This is a genomic window from Burkholderia lata (assembly GCF_000012945.1).
GTDB lineage: Bacteria > Pseudomonadota > Gammaproteobacteria > Burkholderiales > Burkholderiaceae > Burkholderia > Burkholderia lata.
The window spans coordinates 2,279,421-2,297,384 of record NC_007511.1; the positions used below are offsets into that span (position 1 = coordinate 2,279,421).

General features: G+C 67.6%; 12 protein-coding genes. 6 read left to right on the forward strand and 6 right to left on the reverse strand.

Features of this window, described 5'->3' with window-relative positions; all coding sequences use genetic code 11:
- Positions 1–350 precede the first annotated feature (350 nt).
- The 5 genes from BCEP18194_RS32705 (at position 351) to BCEP18194_RS32725 (ending at position 7,914) form a co-directional block, all read left to right on the forward strand.
- Positions 351–3,236 carry a GH92 family glycosyl hydrolase gene (locus BCEP18194_RS32705; RefSeq protein ID WP_011355588.1) on the forward strand — a complete coding sequence of 962 codons (2,886 nt, stop codon included), beginning with the start codon at positions 351–353 and terminating at the stop codon, positions 3,234–3,236.
- 374 nt (positions 3,237–3,610) lie between these two features.
- Positions 3,611–4,009 carry a nuclear transport factor 2 family protein gene (locus tag BCEP18194_RS32710; RefSeq protein WP_011355589.1) on the forward strand — a complete coding sequence of 133 codons (399 nt, stop codon included), beginning with the start codon at positions 3,611–3,613 and terminating at the stop codon, positions 4,007–4,009.
- Positions 4,010–4,169: 160 nt separating this feature from the next.
- Positions 4,170–5,987: a sulfoacetaldehyde acetyltransferase gene (gene xsc / locus BCEP18194_RS32715; protein WP_011355590.1), complete on the forward strand. Its 1,818-nt coding sequence runs from the start codon at positions 4,170–4,172 to the stop codon at positions 5,985–5,987.
- Positions 5,988–6,115: 128 nt separating this feature from the next.
- On the forward strand, positions 6,116–7,150 hold the full coding sequence (gene pta / locus BCEP18194_RS32720; RefSeq protein WP_011355591.1) for a phosphate acetyltransferase: 1,035 nt from the start codon (positions 6,116–6,118) through the stop codon (positions 7,148–7,150).
- Entirely contained in the window at positions 7,147–7,914 is a 768-nt protein-coding gene (locus BCEP18194_RS32725; protein WP_011355592.1) for a sulfite exporter TauE/SafE family protein, read from the forward strand. The genes pta and BCEP18194_RS32725 overlap by 4 nt, the downstream gene beginning before the upstream one ends.
- Here the strand turns inward: BCEP18194_RS32725 and BCEP18194_RS32730 are convergent.
- Together BCEP18194_RS32730 and BCEP18194_RS32735 are read right to left on the reverse strand one after the other, a co-directional pair.
- Positions 7,800–9,632: a cobaltochelatase CobT-related protein gene (locus BCEP18194_RS32730; RefSeq protein WP_011355593.1), complete on the reverse strand. Its 1,833-nt coding sequence runs from the start codon at positions 9,630–9,632 to the stop codon at positions 7,800–7,802. The two genes, BCEP18194_RS32725 and BCEP18194_RS32730, sit on opposite strands and share 115 nt — an antisense overlap.
- A complete protein-coding gene (locus BCEP18194_RS32735) occupies positions 9,629–10,618 on the reverse strand; it encodes an AAA family ATPase (RefSeq protein WP_011355594.1) in 990 nt (329 codons plus the stop codon). Before BCEP18194_RS32735 ends, BCEP18194_RS32730 begins: the two co-directional genes overlap by 4 nt.
- Before the next feature lie 186 nt (positions 10,619–10,804).
- On the opposite strand from BCEP18194_RS32735, the gene BCEP18194_RS32740 reads away from it, so the two are divergent.
- Positions 10,805–11,557, forward strand: a complete 753-nt coding sequence (locus tag BCEP18194_RS32740) for an IclR family transcriptional regulator (RefSeq protein WP_011355595.1) — start codon at positions 10,805–10,807, stop codon at positions 11,555–11,557.
- Positions 11,558–11,589: 32 nt separating this feature from the next.
- Here BCEP18194_RS32740 and BCEP18194_RS32745 read toward each other — a convergent pair whose 3' ends face one another.
- The 4 genes from BCEP18194_RS32745 to BCEP18194_RS32760 all read right to left on the reverse strand — a co-directional run bounded on the left by BCEP18194_RS32745 (position 11,590) and on the right by BCEP18194_RS32760 (position 17,945).
- The gene (locus BCEP18194_RS32745) at positions 11,590–12,543 is read right to left on the reverse strand and encodes a dimethyl sulfoxide reductase anchor subunit family protein (protein ID WP_011355596.1); all 954 of its coding nucleotides are present in this window, start codon (positions 12,541–12,543) and stop codon (positions 11,590–11,592) included.
- 39 nt (positions 12,544–12,582) lie between these two features.
- Positions 12,583–13,329 (reverse strand): 4Fe-4S dicluster domain-containing protein, encoded by a 747-nt coding sequence (locus tag BCEP18194_RS32750; RefSeq protein ID WP_011355597.1) that lies wholly within the window; start codon positions 13,327–13,329, stop codon positions 12,583–12,585.
- A gap of 16 nt (positions 13,330–13,345) precedes the next feature.
- The gene (locus BCEP18194_RS32755) at positions 13,346–16,282 is read right to left on the reverse strand and encodes a molybdopterin oxidoreductase family protein (RefSeq protein ID WP_011355598.1); all 2,937 of its coding nucleotides are present in this window, start codon (positions 16,280–16,282) and stop codon (positions 13,346–13,348) included.
- Between the two features lie 241 nt (positions 16,283–16,523).
- Positions 16,524–17,945: an amino acid permease gene (locus BCEP18194_RS32760; RefSeq protein WP_011355599.1), complete on the reverse strand. Its 1,422-nt coding sequence runs from the start codon at positions 17,943–17,945 to the stop codon at positions 16,524–16,526.
- Positions 17,946–17,964: the final 19 nt, after the last annotated feature.

Genomic DNA, 17,964 nt, shown 5'->3' on the forward strand with positions numbered 1-17,964 from the left:
GCTCGCGGATCATCTTTTCGGGTATCGGTGAACGACAGGCGTGAACGCGAAATGCATCGATCCGACTGGCAGGTTATTTACCTGCCGCCTCATTGGACACCACGTGCGTCGCTCGCTTTTGCACGTCGCTACCTTGCGATTTCGACACGACATCACCGGGATTCGTCTCGTTTCGATTCGTTTAGTAAATCCAATAAAAACATTACAACTCTCCAATTCCGGTTGACAACGGATTCGTCCAAATCCTAGTGTTACGACGCTGAAAGACGGCAACCCGCGACGACGAATCAACGGTTCGATCGATTGGATTGCCAAAGAAAAAAGTGCGTGGACAACCGGAGGGGGCGATCATGATTCGATTCACGACGCTCGCGGCAATCCTGGCCGCGGCGTACGCGTTGAGCGGGTGCGGAGGCGGTGACGGCAGCGACGGAACTGCGGCGTCGGTATTGGCGACACGCCCGTCGGAAGCCGTGGCCGACACAACTAATCTCGATGACAACCGCAACCTGTCGTTGACGCAGTACGTCGATCCGCTGATCGGCACGCTCGCGAGCAATTCGCCGAACCCGGTACCGGCGGGACAGGCCGGCAGCGTCGAACCGGCCGCCGGCCTGCCGTCGGGCATGGTGCAGTGGGCGCCCGACACCAACACCACGCCCGCGCCGAACAGCAGCCAGGAGCCGAACTCGCCCGCCGGCTACTACTACGACATCCACTCGATCCAGGGTTTCAGCCTGACCCACATGCCAGGCGCCGGCTGCAGCGGCAACAACGGCGAATTTCCGGTCATGCCGACCACCGACGCGACACAGCTCGTGCCGACCTTCAGTCATGCGAATGAAACGGCCAGGCCGGGTTACTATGCCGTGCTGCTCGACTCGCAGATCAAGGTGGAGCTGACCGCCACCCTGCGCACCGGCTTCGGCCAGTTCGCGTACCCGGCCGGCAAACCGGCCCTGCTGGTACTCGACGCCACCCGCACCAACACCAAGACTTCGACCACCGGCGCCATCACGCAGGTTTCCGACAGCGCCATCTCGGGCAGCACGGTCGGCGGCGGTTTCTGCGGCAACTCGGTACCGGTGCCCGTCTACTTCTACGCCGCCTTCGACCAGGCCTTCACGTCGGCCTCGATTTCGCACGGCGTGGCCCAGCTTGGGTTCCGCTCCGGCCAGACGGTCAGGATGAAGATCGGCATCTCCTACGTCAGCGTCGCGAACGCGAAAGCCAACCTCGACGCGGAAAATCGCGGCTGGGACTTCGCGGGCATGCGAACGCAGGCCGATCGCATCTGGAATGACCGCCTGAACAGCATCCGCGTGGCGGGCGGCACGCTCGACGCAAAGAAGAAGTTCTACACGGCGCTGTATCACGCGCTGTGGGCACCGAGCATCTTCAGCGACGTGAACGGCCAGTACATCGGCTTCGACAACACCGTGCATCAGGTCGCCAAGGGCCAGCAGGCCCAGTATTCGTCGTTCTCGGGCTGGGACATCTACCGCTCGCTGATCCAGCTGAAGTCGATCCTCAACCCGTCCGAAACCAGCGACATGATCCAGTCGCTGGTCAACGACGCGGATCAGTGCGGCGCGATTCCGCACTGGGTCAACGACAACGTCGAGGACGGCGTGATGCCGGGCGACGCCGGTTCGCTGATCGTCTCGAATGCCTATGCGTTCGGCGCGCGGCGCTTCGATACGCAATCCGCGCTGCAGCACATGGTGAAGATGGCGAACATCCCCGGCACGGCCTGCAACAACGTGACCACCAACGGCGGTCGCGCAAGCTACCTGCAGACCGGCTACATCACCAACGGCGAGTGGGGACAGGCTTCGTCCACGCTCGAATACACGAGCAGCGATTTCGCGATCTCGCGCTTCGCCGGGGCACTCGGCGATGCCGCCACGCAGCGCATGCTGCTGAGCCGCTCGGCCTACTGGCAGAACCTGCTCAACACCGCGCTGACGCCGCCGCTGATCGCGGCACGCCAGTCGAACGGCGCGTGGATTCCCGAGACGCCGAGCAGCGGCGACAACTACGTGGAAGGCAATGCCGAGCAGTACACGTGGATGGTGCCGTACAACGGCGCCGGCCTGTTCGCGCAGTTGGGCGGCAATGCGGCGGTGACGTCGCGGCTCGACCAGTTCTTCACGGTGCTCAATGCCGGCCTGAGCCTGCCCAACTTCTACATGGGCAACGAACCGACCTTCGAGGTGCCCTGGCTCTACAACTGGGCCGGGCAGCCGTCGGGCACGCAGCGCGTGGTGCAGCAGATCCTCGCCAGCGCGTTCGGCACCGGCCCCGACGGCTTGCCCGGCAACGACGACCTCGGCGCCGTGTCGGGCTGGTATGTCTGGGGCGCGCTGGGCCTGTATCCGCAGATCCCCGGCGTGGCGGGCCTGGCGATCGGCAGTCCGCAGTTCCCGCAGATCGACGTACGGCTCGGCAACGGCCGCACGTGGCGGATTCGCGCCGAGGGTGCGCCCGCGTCCAGCTACGTGCAGTCGCTGTCGATCAACGGTCGCGCTCACGATGTGCCGTGGGTCGCGTACGACGACATCGCGAACGGCGCGACGCTGCACTTCGCGATGGGCAGCGCGCCGTCGCAATGGGGCAGCCGGAAGCAGCCGCCGTCGTTCGGCGTGCCGGTGGCGGTCAACGCGGTCGACAGCTACAACAATCGCGGCTTCAGCGCGGACGGTGCAACCAATACCGACGGCCAGGGCGCGGACTTCGACGGCAGCCTGTTCAGCTACTCGCTGAATGCGCTGGCAGCGGCGGGCGTGCAGCCCGGCAAGCCGTTCGCGGTGGCCGGCGCCAGCGTGGCGGTGGCAGGCGGGCCGCTCTCGCTCGACAACACCGTGACCGTCGGCCAGACCGTGATGCTGCCGCCGGGATCGGCCGGCACCGGCGTCGTGGTGCTCGGCTCGTCCAACAATGGCCCGAGCAGCGGCACCGCGCAGCTGAATTTCGCGGATGGCTCGAGTCAGGCTGTCACGCTGGCGTTCGACGACTGGACGCTGAACGGCGGCAGCGCGCACGCCAGCGCGGCGATCACCGTCACGATGGCGTACCGCAACTCGGGTGGCGGCCAGCAGGACAACGTCAAGACCTACATCTTTGCGCAGAAGATTCCGGTGCCGCCCGGCAAGGTGGTGACGAGCATCGTGCTGCCGCGCCAGGTGAGCGCCGGGAAGATGCACGTGTTCGGCGTCGGGATGGCGGCGTCCTGACGGCCACATGACCGGCGGGGGTGCATCGGGCCTTCCGATGCATCCCCTCGCCGGCCGGCATCGCTGCCGCGCGATCGGCGGCCACCGCGACTCATCGCGCCACTGCAACGGTTTCGCGATATTCCCCGCAGCAGATCATTTTGCTCATCGCTCCGCGTCGATGATTCCTGTCGATGCGCGTCAACGAACCCGCCGCCGGGAACCCACGGGGCGCCGATAGACAGGCGCGCCGGCCCGGCGTCTCCCCCTGGCCCAAGCGAAACCTCCCGACTGGCGCTACCGCCAAAAACGAGCGCTCACTAACGTGTCGATACCGCGTGCCGCATGCGCGCCAGCGCCTTGCGCACCGCCCACCATTCGACAGGAGACACGTTATGGCAGACACGCTCACCGGCCCCGTCACGGCCGCCACGCTCGCGGCATTTTCCGACGCATTCAACCGGCACGACGCCAACGCGCTGATGGGCTTCATGACCGAAGACTGCGTATTCGACGCGGCCGGCGGCCCCGACATCCACGGCACCCGCTTCGTCGGCCGCGACGCGGTGCGCGCTGCGTTCGAAGCCGTGTTCAAGACCTTCCCCGACGCGCACTGGGGTCGCGACCGCCATTACGTCGCCGGCGAGCGCGGCGTCTCCGAATGGGTGTTCACGGGCACGCACGCCGAAGGCTGGCGCATCGAAGCCGAAGGCTGCGACCTGTTCGAATTCCGCGACGGGCTGATCGCCGTCAAGCGCGCGTTCCGCAAGGAACGGCCGAAGCAGCCAGCCTGAACGGACCGCCCCGGCCACCGTGCCCCACGCGCATTTTGAAACGAATCATTTCATTTCATTCCACATTCCCCGGCAGCGGGCGGAATGACTTGACCGGCTTTCCCCAGCAAATAGCATCTGGAACAAGACGTTCCGTTAATTGAACAATCGGAGACAACCCATGAGCGAACAATCCACTTCCCTGCGTGCATCGGCGAACGGTCCGCAGGACATGACGCCGTCCGAAGCCTTCGTCGAGACCCTCGCGGCCAACGGCGTGACCGACATGTTCGGCATCATGGGCTCCGCGTTCATGGATGCGATGGACATCTTCGCGCCGGCCGGCATCCGCCTGATCCCGGTCGTGCACGAACAGGGCGCGGGCCACATGGCCGACGGCTATGCGCGCGTATCGGGCCGCCACGGCGTCGTGATCGGCCAGAACGGCCCCGGCATCAGCAACTGCGTGACGGCAATCGCGGCCGCGTACTGGGCGCACAGCCCGGTCGTGATCGTCACGCCGGAAGCCGGCACGATGGGCATCGGCCTCGGCGGTTTCCAGGAAGCGAACCAGCTGCCGATGTTCCAGGAATTCACGAAATACCAGGGCCATGTCACGCACCCGGCGCGGATGGCCGAATTCACCGCGCGCTGCTTCGACCGCGCGCAGGCCGAGATGGGCCCGACGCAGCTGAACATCCCGCGCGACTACTTCTACGGCAAGGTCAAGGTCGAGATTCCGCAACCGCGCCGGCTCGATCGCGGCGCCGGCGGCGAACAGAGCCTGGACGATGCGGCCGCGCTGATCGCGCAGGCGAAGTTCCCGGTGATCATCTCGGGCGGCGGCGTCGTGATGGCCGATGCGATCGAGGAATGCAAGGCGCTCGCCGAACGGCTCGGCGCGCCGGTCGTCAACAGCTACCTGCACAACGACTCGTTCCCGGCGAACCATCCGCTGTGGTGCGGCCCGCTCGGCTACCAGGGCTCGAAGGCGGCGATGAAGCTGCTGTCGCGCGCGGACGTCGTGATCGCGCTCGGCTCGCGCCTCGGGCCGTTCGGCACGCTGCCGCAGCACGGGATGGACTACTGGCCGAAGGACGCGAAGATCATCCAGATCGACGCGGATCACAAGATGCTCGGCCTCGTGAAGAAGATCTCGGTCGGCATCTGCGGCGACGCGAAGGCCGCGGCGGTCGCGCTCACGCAACGCCTCGAAGGCCGCACGCTCGCGTGCGACGGCTCGCGCGGCGATCGCGCCGACCAGATCGCGACCGAGAAGGCCGCGTGGGAAAAGGAACTCGACGACTGGACGCACGAGCGCGACGCGTACAGCCTCGACATGATCGAGGAGCAGAAGCACGAGAAGCCGTTCAGCGGCGGCCAGTACCTGCATCCGCGCCAGGTGCTGCGCGAACTCGAGAAGGCGATGCCCGAGGACGTGATGGTGTCGACCGACATCGGCAACATCAACTCGGTCGCGAACAGCTACCTGCGCTTCAACAAGCCGCGCAGCTTCTTCGCGGCGATGAGCTGGGGCAACTGCGGCTATGCGTTCCCGACGATCATCGGCGCGAAGGTCGCGGCACCGCACCGCCCGGCCGTGTCGTATGCGGGCGATGGCGCGTGGGGCATGAGCCTGATGGAAACGATGACCTGCGTGCGCCACAACATCCCGGTCACGGCCGTCGTGTTCCACAACCGTCAATGGGGCGCGGAGAAGAAGAACCAGGTCGACTTCTACAACCGCCGCTTCGTCGCCGGCGAACTCGACAACCAGAGCTTCGCGGAAATCGCGCGTGCAATGGGTGCCGAAGGGATCACGGTCGACCGCCTCGAAGATGTGGGCCCGGCGCTCAAGCGTGCGATCGACATGCAGATGAACGAAGGCAAGACGACGATCATCGAGATCATGTGCACGCGCGAACTCGGCGATCCGTTCCGCCGCGATGCGCTGTCGAAGCCTGTGCGCACGCTCGACAAGTACAAGGACTACGTGTGATGCCGCGTCGCTGACGCAACCCGTTGCCGGTCGCGCGCCCCTCTCGCGCGGCCGGCCCTCCGGCCGGACGCCGTGCCCCGTGCGGGCCGCCGCATCCGGCCGTTTTTTCTTTTTTACCCGAGCGAACGATGAAAGCCCTCGACCGCATTCTCGACGCCGCGCGCCGCCAGCCGATGCGCATCGCGCTGTGCGAAGCCGACGATCCGCGCGTGCTGCAGGCCGCCGCGCGCGCGACGCACGACGGCATCGCCCGCATCGTGCTCGTCGGCAACCGTGCGGCCATTCACGCCGCGGCTGCGCGCGACGCGATCGACCTCGACGGCATGACGCTCGTCGACCCGGCCACCGCCGCGCAACGCGATGCCTATGCCGACACGCTGCATGCGCTGCGCAAGAACAAGGGCATGACGGCCGATGCCGCGCGCGATGCGGTACTCGACCCGCTCTGCCACGCGAACCTGATGGTGCGGCTCGGCGACGCGGACGGCTCGGTCGCGGGCGCCGTGCATGCGACGGCCGACGTCGTGCGTGCAGCCATCCAGCTGATCGGCGTCGATCCGGCGTTCCGGATCGTGTCGAGCTTCTTCCTGATGATGCTGTGCGAGCCGTTTCACACGATCAAGGGCGGGCTGATCTTCTCCGACTGCGCGCTGGTCGTCGATCCGGATGCCAACCAGCTCGCCGAGATCGCGATGGCTGCCGCCGACAGCGCGCACGCGCTGCTCGGCGAGGCGCCGCGCGTCGCGATGCTGTCGTTCTCGACGAGCGGCAGCGCGCATCATGCGGCAGTCGACAAGGTGACGGCCGCGACCGCGCACGTGCGCGAACGGCGCCCCACGCTCGCGATCGACGGCGACGTGCAGCTCGACGCGGCGATCGTCGCGGAAATCGCCGAGCGCAAGATCGCGCATTCGCAGGTGGGCGGCCACGCAAACGTGCTCGTGTTCCCGAGCCTCGAAGCCGGCAATATCGGCTACAAGCTCGCCGAGCGGATCGGTCGCGCAAAGGCCGTCGGCCCGCTGCTGCAAGGCTTGCGCCGCCCCGCGAACGACCTGTCGCGCGGTTGCAGCGCCGACGACGTGTATCACGTGATCGCGGCGACCACCGTGCAGGCGCAGGCGGCCGCGCAGCGCGCCGCGACCGGCGAGGCCGCACACGCATGACAGCCGACAAACTGGCGATCCTGATCGCGGTGATCGGCGCCGGCAGCTATTTCCAGACCGTTACCGGCTTCGGGCTCGGGATGATCGTGATGGGCGCGACGAGCGGCTTCGGGCTCGCGCCACTCGCCACCGTCGCCACGCTGATGAGCGTCGTGTCGCTCGCGAACGGCGCGACCGCGTTGCCCGGCCGGCTGCATCACATCGACTGGCGCGCGGTCGGCGCGGCGACGCTCGGCATCCTGCCGTCGGTCGTCGCGGGCGTGCTGCTGCTCGAATGCCTGAGCCGCTCGGCGGCCGACCTGCTGCAACTGATCCTCGGCGCGGTCGTGCTGTACGGCGGCCTGAGCGCCGCGCTGCGGCCGGCGCCGCTCACGGAGCGCTCGGACAATCGCAGCTTCTTCGTCAGCGGCCTGTTCGGCGGGTTGCTGAGCGGGATGTTCGGCGTATCGGGACCGCCGCTGATCTTCCAGTTCTACCGGCAGCCGCTGACGCTCGTGCAGATTCGCTGCGCGCTGATCGTGCTGTTCACGACGACTTCGGCCACGCGCGTGCTGTACAGCGCATGTGAAGGCCAGCTCGATCGCGACATCTGGCTGCTGGCCGCGATCGCCACGCCGGTCGTGATGCTGACGACGGTGGCCGCGCGCCACTACCCGCCGCCGTTGTCGCCGGTCGCGTTGCGCCGGCTTGCGTTCGGTGTGCTGATGGCGATCGGCATCGGGCTGATCGCGACGTCGCTGCCGCCGCTGCTGCATCGCGCTTGACGTCGCGCGGCGGTGAAGCGGGCGATTTCGACGAGCCGCTTCATATCGGGCGCCGATGCAAGATCGATCGCCAGCCGGTGCCGGTAATACGGGCCGAGATCGAGCCCGACGCCGAGCCCGAGGACTTCGACGCGGCCGGCCGCCTCCTGGCGCGCGACCACCTGCTTCAGGTGGTTGTCGAGGTAGAACGGATCGTTCGCGAGCGCCGTCGCACCATCCATCGGGCTGCCGTCCGAGATCACGACGAGGATCTTGCGCGCCTCCGGCCGTGCCGCGAGCCGCGCGCACGCCCATTCGACCGCTTCGCCGTCGACGCCCTCACGGAACAGGTCGGCCTTGAACAGTGCGGCAATGCCCGTGCGTGCATGTCGCCAGCGGGTATCCGCGTCCTTGAACACCAGGTGGCCGGTTTCGTTGAGCCGGCCCGGATGGCGCGGCTTGCCGCGCGCAAGCCAGTCCTGCCGCGCGCGACCGCCGTTCCAGGCGAGCGTCGTGAAGCCGAGCACTTCGGTTGCGAGACCGGCGGCATCGCCCGCGCGGGCCAGCGTGTCGACCATCAGCGCGACACCGTCGATCCACGTCTTCATCGACCCGGAACAGTCGATCAGGAACGCGAGCGCGCAGTCGGCGTGCGGCCGCACGCGTTCGAGCCGGAACAGCCGCCGTTCGGCCGGCGAGCTGACCAGTTGCGCGAGCCGGCGGCCATCGAGGCGGCCGTGCTCCTCGCCGAACGACCAGCCGTCGGCCTGCGGCACGACCAGCGCCGCGCGCAGCACACGGGCGAGCCGCGTAACGTTGATCCGCTGTGCGGCGACCTGGCCGTCGAGCCGGTCGCGATACTCGCGCAACAGTGCCGCGCGGATCTGCGCCGCCGGCCGGAGCTCGCGATCGTAACGCGTCGTGTACGCACGGTAGACGGCGTCGCCGCCTTGCAGCACGACGCTGTCGCCCGTTTCCACGAGTGCCGGCAAATCGATGCCTGTCTCGTCGAAATCGACCCACAGCGAGAAATTCGTCAGTGCATCGTCCTGCTCGCGTGCGTCATCCGTCGCCGTTTCCACGACGGCCGCACGCGCGTCGCGGATCATCGACGCAATGTGCTTCGCAAGCGCGAGTGCATGTTCCGCGAATGCGCGCTGATCGTGCCGGCACCGCTTGAGCCCCGCGAGCTGCACACCGATCTCGGGCACGATCGCCGCGCGCGACGCTTCGATCAGGTCCTCCGTCTCCTCGAGCACCGGCCAGCCCGTCAGCCGCGACCATGCGATCTGCGCGACCGTGTACACGAGAATCCCGACATGCGTATCGGCCTGCCCCGACCGGTGAAACGCGCGCGACCAGGTTTCGAAACGATGACGCAGGTTCTGCACGACACCACGCATGGCGGGCGGCGCGAGCGATTCGCAACGCAACTGCTCGAGCATTTCGAACAGCACGCGTTCGACCGGATCGTCGCCGGACAGCGCGCGATGCAGGTCGGCATCCGAATGCAGGATGCGCAGCGCGGCGCCGTCGGCCGCGCCGCGCCACGATGCGAGATCGTCGTCGGCGGCCTGGGCCCGCAGGTGCGGCGCATGGATCGGCAGCGGCCGCAGGTCGCGGCACACACGGCCCGCGCGGTAATGCAGCGCCGCGTCGCGTGTCAGCGCGCGTACCGTCGACGCGCCCAGCGCTTCGCGCGCCGACGCGCGGCGCGCGGCGTCGCGATCGGCGCTCACCGCCCGGCTCCCGGCTCGACGCCGCCGACGCGCGACGCGACCGCCAGCTCGTCGCCGAAACAGCGCTGGTAATACTCGGCGACGACCGGCCGCTCGGCGTCGTCGCACTTGTTCAGGAACGTGAGCCGGAACGCGAGCGCCGGATCGCGGAAGATCTGGCAGTTCTCGGCCCAGTTGATCACCGTGCGCGGCGACATCAGCGTCGACAGGTCGCCGGTCGCGAAGCCGTTGCGCGTCAGTTCCGCGAGGCTCACCATCGATTCGAGCAGCGGGCGGCCGGCTTCATCCGCGAGTTCCGGCACGCGCGCGCGCACGATGCCGATCTCCTCGTCGCGCGGCAGGTAGTCGAGCGTCGCGACCACGTTCCAGCGGTCCATCTGCGCGTGGTTGAGCATCTGTGTGCCGTGGTAGAGCCCGTTCAGGTTGCCGAGCCCGACCGTGTTCGCGGTCGCAAACAGCCGGAACGACGGATGCGGATGGATCACGCGGTTCTGGTCGAGCAGCGTGAACTTGCCGTCGCGTTCGAGAATCCGCTGGATCACGAACATCACGTCGGGCCGACCCGCATCGTATTCGTCGAAGATCAGCGCGACCGGCCGCTGCAGCGCCCACGGCACGATCCCTTCCTGGAACTCGGTCACCTGCACGTCGTCGCGCACGACGATCGCATCCTTGCCGACGAGATCGAGCCGGCTGATGTGGCCGTCGAGATTCACCCGCACGCACGGCCAGTTCAGCCGGGCCGCGACCTGCTCGATATGCGTCGACTTGCCGGTGCCGTGCATCCCCTGCACGAGCACACGGCGGTTGCGCGCGAAACCGGCGAGGATCGCGAGCGTGACGTCCGGGTTGAAACGGTAGGCGTCGTCGATATCGGGCACGTGATCGTCGCGCGTGCTGAACGCGGGCACCATCAGGTCCGAATCGAACCCGAACCGTTCGCGGACCGACACCATGCAGTCCGGCTTGTTCGCTACCCCATCCATTGCGTTGCGCTCCTGTCGTTGCGTCGTGCGCAGGCGTCGATCGTCGCGCCGCGCCTGTCTTGTTTACGGAACGATTCGTTCCGTTGCTGAAAATACGGTCCGGTTCAACGGCCCCGCCGCCCCGCGCGGCCGACCCGTCGGGCCGTTCGGTACAATGGCCGCAATCCAGTTTCCGGAACGCCTGCCATGCTGCCCGCGGATACGCCCACGCTGCGCGCCTTCGCGCTGCTCGAACATCTCGTCCAGGCCGGCGATGCCGTATCGCTCGCCGATCTCGTGCGCGAAGTCGATATCCCGAAGGCATCGCTGCACCGGATGCTCGCGTCGCTCGAAGCCGGCGGCCTCGTGATCCGCGAGCCGGGCCGCAAGAACGCATATGCGATCGGCCCGCGCCTCGCGCGTCTCGGCACCGGCGTGATGCTGCATGCGGGCGCGCGCCGGCTGCGCCACGCGATCCTCGAACGGCTCGTCGCCGATCTCGGCGAAACCTGCAACCTGACCGCACTGCACGACACGGAAGTCGTCTATCTCGACCGCGTCGAGGCCGACTGGCCGCTGCGGCTCGACCTGAAACCCGGCTCGCGCGTGCCCGCGCATTGCAGCGCCAGCGGCAAGCTGCTGCTCGCGCTGCTGCCGCGCGACGAACGCGCCGCGCTGGTGCACGCACTGGCGCTGCCGCGCTACACGCCGAACACGATCTCCGATCCCGAGCTGCTCGAAGCCGAACTCGACCGCACCGCGCACAAGGGCGTCGCGATCGACAACGAGGAATTCGTCGCGGGCATCGTGTGCATCGCGGCACCGATCGTCGGCGACGACGGCGCGTGCATCGCCGCGGTCGCCGTGCATGCGCCCGTGTCGCGCGCACCGCTGTCGCGGCTGCTCGACCACGTGCCGCGTTTGCAGGAAGCGGCGCGCGCGCTCGCGGAAACGTTCTAGTTCCCGCACGGCGTGGCGGCGCACATGCAACGTCATGACGCGCGCTGGTAGTAGATGTTCTGCGGATGCCGCGCATCCGCGAAGAAGAACCAGCGTTCCGCGACCAGCCCCGCATACTGGATCACGAATGCCGCGCCAAGTGCGACGGCTGCCGCGACCGACGTCGGCGAGAGCGCGAGCGCGCCCGCGCCGGTCAGCACGAACGGCACCGCGAATGCGCCGATCAGGAAACCGGCCTTCACCGCACGCAGCGTGCCGTTGCCCTGCCCGTGAAAGAACTCCCGCGTATTGAACGCGCTGGCCGTGAAGCCGCGCGACTTCTGCTCGACCTTGTCGCTGCGGATCCCGGTCGCGCTCTGCACGGTCGACTTCGGCCGCAGCCGTGCATTGCGTGCGAGCGACGCGAGCCGTGCCACGCCGCCCGCGAGCGTCAGCACGCAGGCGGCCACCGCGAGCCGGCCGACCAGCGAAGGCGCGAGCCACGCGGCGCACGCCGTCGCCAGCGTGCAGCCCGACGCGCAGCCGAGCAGCACGAAGTTCACGAGCGTCAGCGGGCTCGCCCATTCCTGCAGGAAGCGCAGGCACGCGTAGATCATCGCGGTGCACACGAACAGCGCGACGCTCGCGAGCGCACCCACTGCGCCGATCAGCAACGTGCCGGGCCAGCCGAACAGGTGCGCCGCGCCATACGCGAACGCGCACGCGAGAAACACCGGCAGCGCGATGCATTCGCGCGAAAGCCACGACGTGCGCCACATCGCGATCGCGCGCCATGCGCGTTCGGGGTGGCCGAGATGGAAGAACGACGCCAGCAGGCCGAGTGCGCCGAGTGCGACCGACAGCGCGGCACCCGTCACGTAGAACGCGGCGGCCACGTCGACGCCGGCCAGTCGCGCCAGCGCCTCGACGATCACGAGCGTCAGCAGCAGGCCCTGTGCGGCACCGCACAGCGTGGTGAGGAAAACGACCGAAAAGGCTGGACGCATGGGGACTCCGTTTGTTCGTATGAGTGAAGGGCTTCGCGCTCAGCGCTGCGTCGCGAGCGACACGAGATCGATGTCGCCGCGCGCCGCGCGGGCCTCGAACGACGCGTCCTCGTCGCGGCCGTTCGACCCGCTGCCGCACCCGCCGCTACTCCCGCACCCGCACGACGATTCGGTCTTCACGCGCGGCAGGTAATGGTTCGACGGCCGCGTGTCCCATTCCGGCATCAGCTGATAGCCGCCGCGTTCGCGGATCGCGCGCGACACCTCCGACTCCGGATCGTGCACGTCGCCGAACAGCCGCGCCGACGTCGGGCACGCGAGCACGCAAGCCGGCTTCCGGTCGCGTTCGGGCAACGCCTGGTTGTCGATGCGGTCCGCGCACAGCGTGCACTTCGTCATCTCCTTGCGGCCTTCGTCGAGCTCGCGAGCGCCGTACGGGCACGCCCACGCGCAGTACTTGCAGCCGATGCACTTGTCGTAGTCGACCAGCACGATCCCGTCCGACTTGCGCTTGTAGCTCGCGCCGGTCGGACAGACGGGCACGCACGGCGGATCCTCGCAGTGCAGGCACGACTTCGGGAAGTGGATCGTGTCGGTCATCGGGAACACGCCCGCTTCGTAGGTCTGCACACGGTTGAAGAACGTGCCGGACGGGTCGTCGTCGTACGGGCGCATGTCCGCGAGACTGCCGGCTTCGCCCGACGTGTTCCATTCCTTGCAGCTCGTCACGCAGGCATGGCAGCCGACGCACACGTTCAGGTCGATGACGAGGGCCATCTGGGTCATGGTGGTGCTCCTTCGATCAGCGATCTTCAGACTTCGGGCCGGCCGACGTCGCGCGCCGCAGCCGCGCGGCGAATGCGCCGGTTCCCGCGAAATACGCCTGCACGCGCTGCAGCACGCGCGGCGTGCCCGGCAGCGCCGGCATCGGCGCGAACTGCGGCAAGGTCGTCGCCGCATCGGCTTCGGCCGGATAGATCCGCACCTGCACGTCGTACCAGCCGGCCTGCCCCGTCACCGGATCGGAGTTCGACATCCGCGCCCCGCCGCGTGCCGCATCCGGCAGTTCGTCGGTGATCACGTGGTTCAACAGGAAGCCGCGCTGCGACTCGCCCGCTTGCGGCCCGAGATTCCACGCGCCGGCCGCCTTGCCGATCGCGTTCCAGGTCCACACGGTGCCGGGCTCGACCGCTTCGCTGTAGCGCGCGCGGCAACGCACCTTGCCCCAGGGTGATTCGACGTAGATCCACGCGCCGTCTTCGATCTGCTGCGCGGCGGCCGTCACCGGGTTCACGAACAGGTGGTTCTCGCCGTGGATCTGCCGCAGCCACGCGTTCTGCGAATCCCACGAGTGATACATCGCCATCGGCCGCTGCGTGATCGCCGCGAGCGGATAGCGGTTCGCATCGGTCAGCCCGCTTTCGAGCGAGCGATGCCAGAACGGCAGCGGATCGAAATAGCGCGCGATGCGCTCGCGCAGATGGTCGGGCGGCTGGCGGCCCGACGTGCGGCCCTGCGCGGCGAGCCGGAATTTCTGCATCACGTCCGAGTAGAGCTGGATCACGATCGGCACGCCGAACTTGCGCATCCCGTTGTCGACCGCCCACTGCATGTACGGGCCGTTGCAGTTGCGCATGTATTGCAGCGGTTCCGGCAGCCGATGGTGGTACACGCAGTTGTTCTCCGCATAGCGCTTCCACTGGTCGGGGTTCGGCTCGCCGACGACGGCCTTGTCGCCGTCCTTGCCGCGCCAGCCGATCAGGAAGCCGGTGCCCGAATTCGGCGCGGTCTGGAAGTTGATGACGAAATCCGGATAGTCGCGGTACTTGCGCTGCCCGTCCGCGGTCGTGAAGGCCGGAAACTTCAGCCGGCTCGCGAGCTCGATCAGCACTTCCTGGAACGGCTTGCATTCGCCGGTCGGCGGCACCACGGGCACGCGCACCGAGTCGACCGGCCCGTCGAATTCGGAAATCGGCCGGTCGAGCACCGACATCACGTCATGCCGTTCGAGGTAAGTCGTGTCGGGCAGGATCAGGTCGGCGAACGCCGTCATCTCCGACGCGAACGCATCGCACACGACGAGGAACGGGATCCGGTATTCGCCGTCGTCGCGCTTGTCGACCAGCATCTTGCGCACTTCCGTCGTGTTCATCGACGAATTCCACGCCATGTTGGCCATGAAGATCAGCAGCGTGTCGATCGGATAGGGATCGCCGCGCCACGCATTGGTGATCACCGAATGCATGAGCCCGTGCACCGCAAGCGGGTATTCCCACGAGAACGCCTTGTCGAGCCGCGCGGGCGTGCCGTCCGGATGGACGAACAGGTCCTCGGGGCCGGCGGGCCAGCCGAGCGGGCCGGTGGCGAGCGGCGTGTTCGGCTTGATCTGGGCCGGGTCGTTCGGCGGTTTCGCCGACGGCGGCACCGCGCGCGGATACGGCGCCTTGTGCCGAAAGCCCCCTGGCCGGTCGATCGTGCCGAGCAGCGACATCAGCACGGCGAGCGCGCGGATCGTCTGGAAGCCGTTCGAATGCGCGGCGAGCCCGCGCATCGCATGGAACGCGATCGGCACGCCCTTCACCGATTCGTGCTCCTTGCCCCACGAATCGGTCCAGCGCACCGGCAGCTCGATCGCGTGGTCGCGCGCAACCGTCTCCATCTCGCGCGCCAGGCGGCGAATCGTGTCGGCCGCGATACCGGTGATGTCGGCCGCCCATTCGGGCGTGCATTCGGCCACCTGTTCGCGCAGCAGCGTAAACGACGGCGCGACGGGCGTGCCGTCGTCGAGCGTATAGCGGCCGTCGAGCGCAGGCTCCGCGCCTTCCGTGTGATGCAGCACCGCGCGGTTCGTCTTCGTGTCCCACCACATCCGGTTTTGCGGATACAGCGCATTGACCTCCGGCGCGCCGGCGTCGCGCACGAACAGCCCGAACGTGTCGGCGCCGTCGCGCTGGTCGACCAGCTCGGCCGCGTTCGTGAAGCGCGACACGAATTCGAGGTCGAACGCGTTGCGCGCGATCAGCTCGTGCATCAGCGCCATGAACAGCGCGCCGTCGGTGCCGGGGCGAATCGGGATCCATTCGTCGGCAATCGCCGCGTAGCCGGTGCGCACCGGATTGATCGCGATGAAGCGGCCGCCCGCGCGCTTGAACTTGCCGAGCGCGATCTTCAGCGGGTTCGAATGGTGGTCTTCCGCGGTGCCGATCATGAAGAACAGCTTCGCGTTGTCGAGATCGGGGCCGCCGAATTCCCAGAACGAGCCGCCGATCGTGTAGATCATCCCGGCCGCCATGTTCGCCGAGCAGAACCCGCCATGCGCCGCATAGTTCGGCGTACCGAACTGTTTCGCGAACAGGCCGGTGAGCGCCTGCATCTGGTCGCGGCCGGTGAACAGCGCGAAGCGCTTCGGATCGGTGGCGCGCAGGTGCGCGAGGCGCTTTTCGAGCACGTCGAACGCGACCTCCCACGACACCGGCTCGAACTGCGCGTCGCCACGCTCGGCGCCCGGCTTGCGCATCAGCGGCTGCGTGAGCCGCGCGGGCGAATACTGCTTCATGATTCCCGACGAACCTTTCGCGCAGATGACGCCCTGGTTCAGCGGATGCTCGGGATTGCCGTCGATATAGCGCACCTCGCCGTCGCGCAGGTGCACGCGGATGCCGCAGCGGCACGCGCACATGTAGCACGTCGTCGTCTTGATCTCGGCCTGCTCGTCCCGCTCGCGTGCCCGATGTTCCATCGTCTGTCCTCGTTCGCGGATTCGCGGATGAGGGCGCGCCCGCCGGGGCGCACCCGTGAATCGGTTCATCCATGCTATGCCGGCACGCGGCCGACATAAAGTCGCATCCTCTGATCGGTGCTATCGGTCGACCCGATAGTTGCCCCGGCCATCCATCGGCTCGGGCCGGAAACCGCATGCGCGAAGGCCCGGCTTGCGGGCCGGGCCTTCTGCGTCATGCATTACCGCGCATTACCATGCATCACCGCGGCGGATAGGCGAGCAGTTCGCTGTCGTCGAGATGCTCGCGGCGGCTGCGGCGCGTGAGCCCGTAAGCGACGACCAGCACACCCAGGCTGGCGACACCGAGCCACAGCGGCTTGCGCTGGTCCGGGATGAATGCCATCGCGACGAGGATGCCGACCATGCCGATGATCGCGACCCAGGTGAGGTACGGATACGCCCACATCTTGACGCGCAGCTTGCTGGCGGCCACCGGATCGAGACGCTTGCGCAGGCGCAGTTGCGAGAACGCGATCAGCACATACACGAACAGCGCGACGGTGCCGTACGAATTGACGAGGAACGCGAACACGGTATCGGGCGACACGTACGACATCACGACCGACACATAGCCGAACACCGTGCCGAGCAGGATCGCGCGCACCGGCACGCCGCGCTTGTTGACCTTCGCGAGCGCGGCCGGCGCGTCGCCGTGGCGGGTCAGCGCGAACAGCATCCGCGACGCCGCATAGAGGCCCGAGTTGAGCGCGGACAGCACCGCCGTCAGCACGATCGCGTTCATCACGTTGGCGGCAGCGGGCAGGCCCATCACTTCGAGCGCGCTCACGTACGGCGTGGCCATCTGATGCGAATTCCACGGCACCAGTGCGACGACGAGCGCCACCGAGCCGACGTAGAACACCAGCACGCGCGTGATCACCGAATTGGTGGCCTTCGCAACCGCTTTCGCCGGTTCCTTGGCCTCGGCCGCCGCGATCGTGACGATCTCAGCGCCGAAGTAGAAGCCGGTCGCCGCAACCGCCCCGCTCATCACCGGCCCGATGCCGAGCGGCATGAAGCCGCCGTGGCCGAGCAGCGTCGGCAGCACGGACGTCGTGTGCATCGACGCCGGCCACAGGCCGAGCACGTAGAGGCCGCCGAGGAACAGGAACACGATGATCGCGCCAACCTTGATCGACGAGAACCAGAATTCGAACTCGCCGTAGCTGCCGACCGAGATCAGGTTCGTGAGCGTCAGCACGACCAGCAGCGCCAGGCTGATGATCCACGCTGGCGTATCGGGCAGCCAGAACTGGATCAGCTTGGCGCCGGCCACCGCTTCGAGCGCGACGACGATCACCCAGAAATACCAGTACATCCAGCCGGTCAAGAAGCCCGCCATCTTGCCGGGGCCGCGCCAGTTGCCGAACGCGAGCCGCGCGTATTCGTAGAACGAACCGACGGCCGGCATCGCGCAGGCCATCTCGCCGAGCATCCGCATCACGAGCACGACGAGCCCGCCCGTGATCAGGAACGACAGGATCGCCGCCGGCCCGGTCTGCTGAATCACCACACCGCTGCCGACGAACAGCCCGGCACCGATCACGCCGCCAAGCGCGATCATCGTCATGTGGCGCTGCTTGAGTCCACACTTCAGGTCACTCTGATTCGAGGGTTGCATGTCTTCTCCATATCCAGTT

What these genes read in the sequence shown, in the direction of transcription:
- BCEP18194_RS32705 (WP_011355588.1), top strand. Translation starts at nt 351, where the DNA reads ATGATTCGATTCACGACGCTCGCGGCAATCCTGGCCGCGGCGTACGCG.
- BCEP18194_RS32710 (WP_011355589.1), top strand. Translation starts at nt 3,611, where the DNA reads ATGGCAGACACGCTCACCGGCCCCGTCACGGCCGCCACGCTCGCGGCA.
- xsc (WP_011355590.1), top strand. Translation starts at nt 4,170, where the DNA reads ATGAGCGAACAATCCACTTCCCTGCGTGCATCGGCGAACGGTCCGCAG.
- pta (WP_011355591.1), top strand. Translation starts at nt 6,116, where the DNA reads ATGAAAGCCCTCGACCGCATTCTCGACGCCGCGCGCCGCCAGCCGATG.
- BCEP18194_RS32725 (WP_011355592.1), top strand. Translation starts at nt 7,147, where the DNA reads ATGACAGCCGACAAACTGGCGATCCTGATCGCGGTGATCGGCGCCGGC.
- BCEP18194_RS32735 (WP_011355594.1), bottom strand. Translation starts at nt 10,618, where the DNA reads ATGGATGGGGTAGCGAACAAGCCGGACTGCATGGTGTCGGTCCGCGAA.
- BCEP18194_RS32740 (WP_011355595.1), top strand. Translation starts at nt 10,805, where the DNA reads ATGCTGCCCGCGGATACGCCCACGCTGCGCGCCTTCGCGCTGCTCGAA.
- BCEP18194_RS32745 (WP_011355596.1), bottom strand. Translation starts at nt 12,543, where the DNA reads ATGCGTCCAGCCTTTTCGGTCGTTTTCCTCACCACGCTGTGCGGTGCC.
- BCEP18194_RS32750 (WP_011355597.1), bottom strand. Translation starts at nt 13,329, where the DNA reads ATGACCCAGATGGCCCTCGTCATCGACCTGAACGTGTGCGTCGGCTGC.
- BCEP18194_RS32755 (WP_011355598.1), bottom strand. Translation starts at nt 16,282, where the DNA reads ATGGAACATCGGGCACGCGAGCGGGACGAGCAGGCCGAGATCAAGACG.
- BCEP18194_RS32760 (WP_011355599.1), bottom strand. Translation starts at nt 17,945, where the DNA reads ATGCAACCCTCGAATCAGAGTGACCTGAAGTGTGGACTCAAGCAGCGC.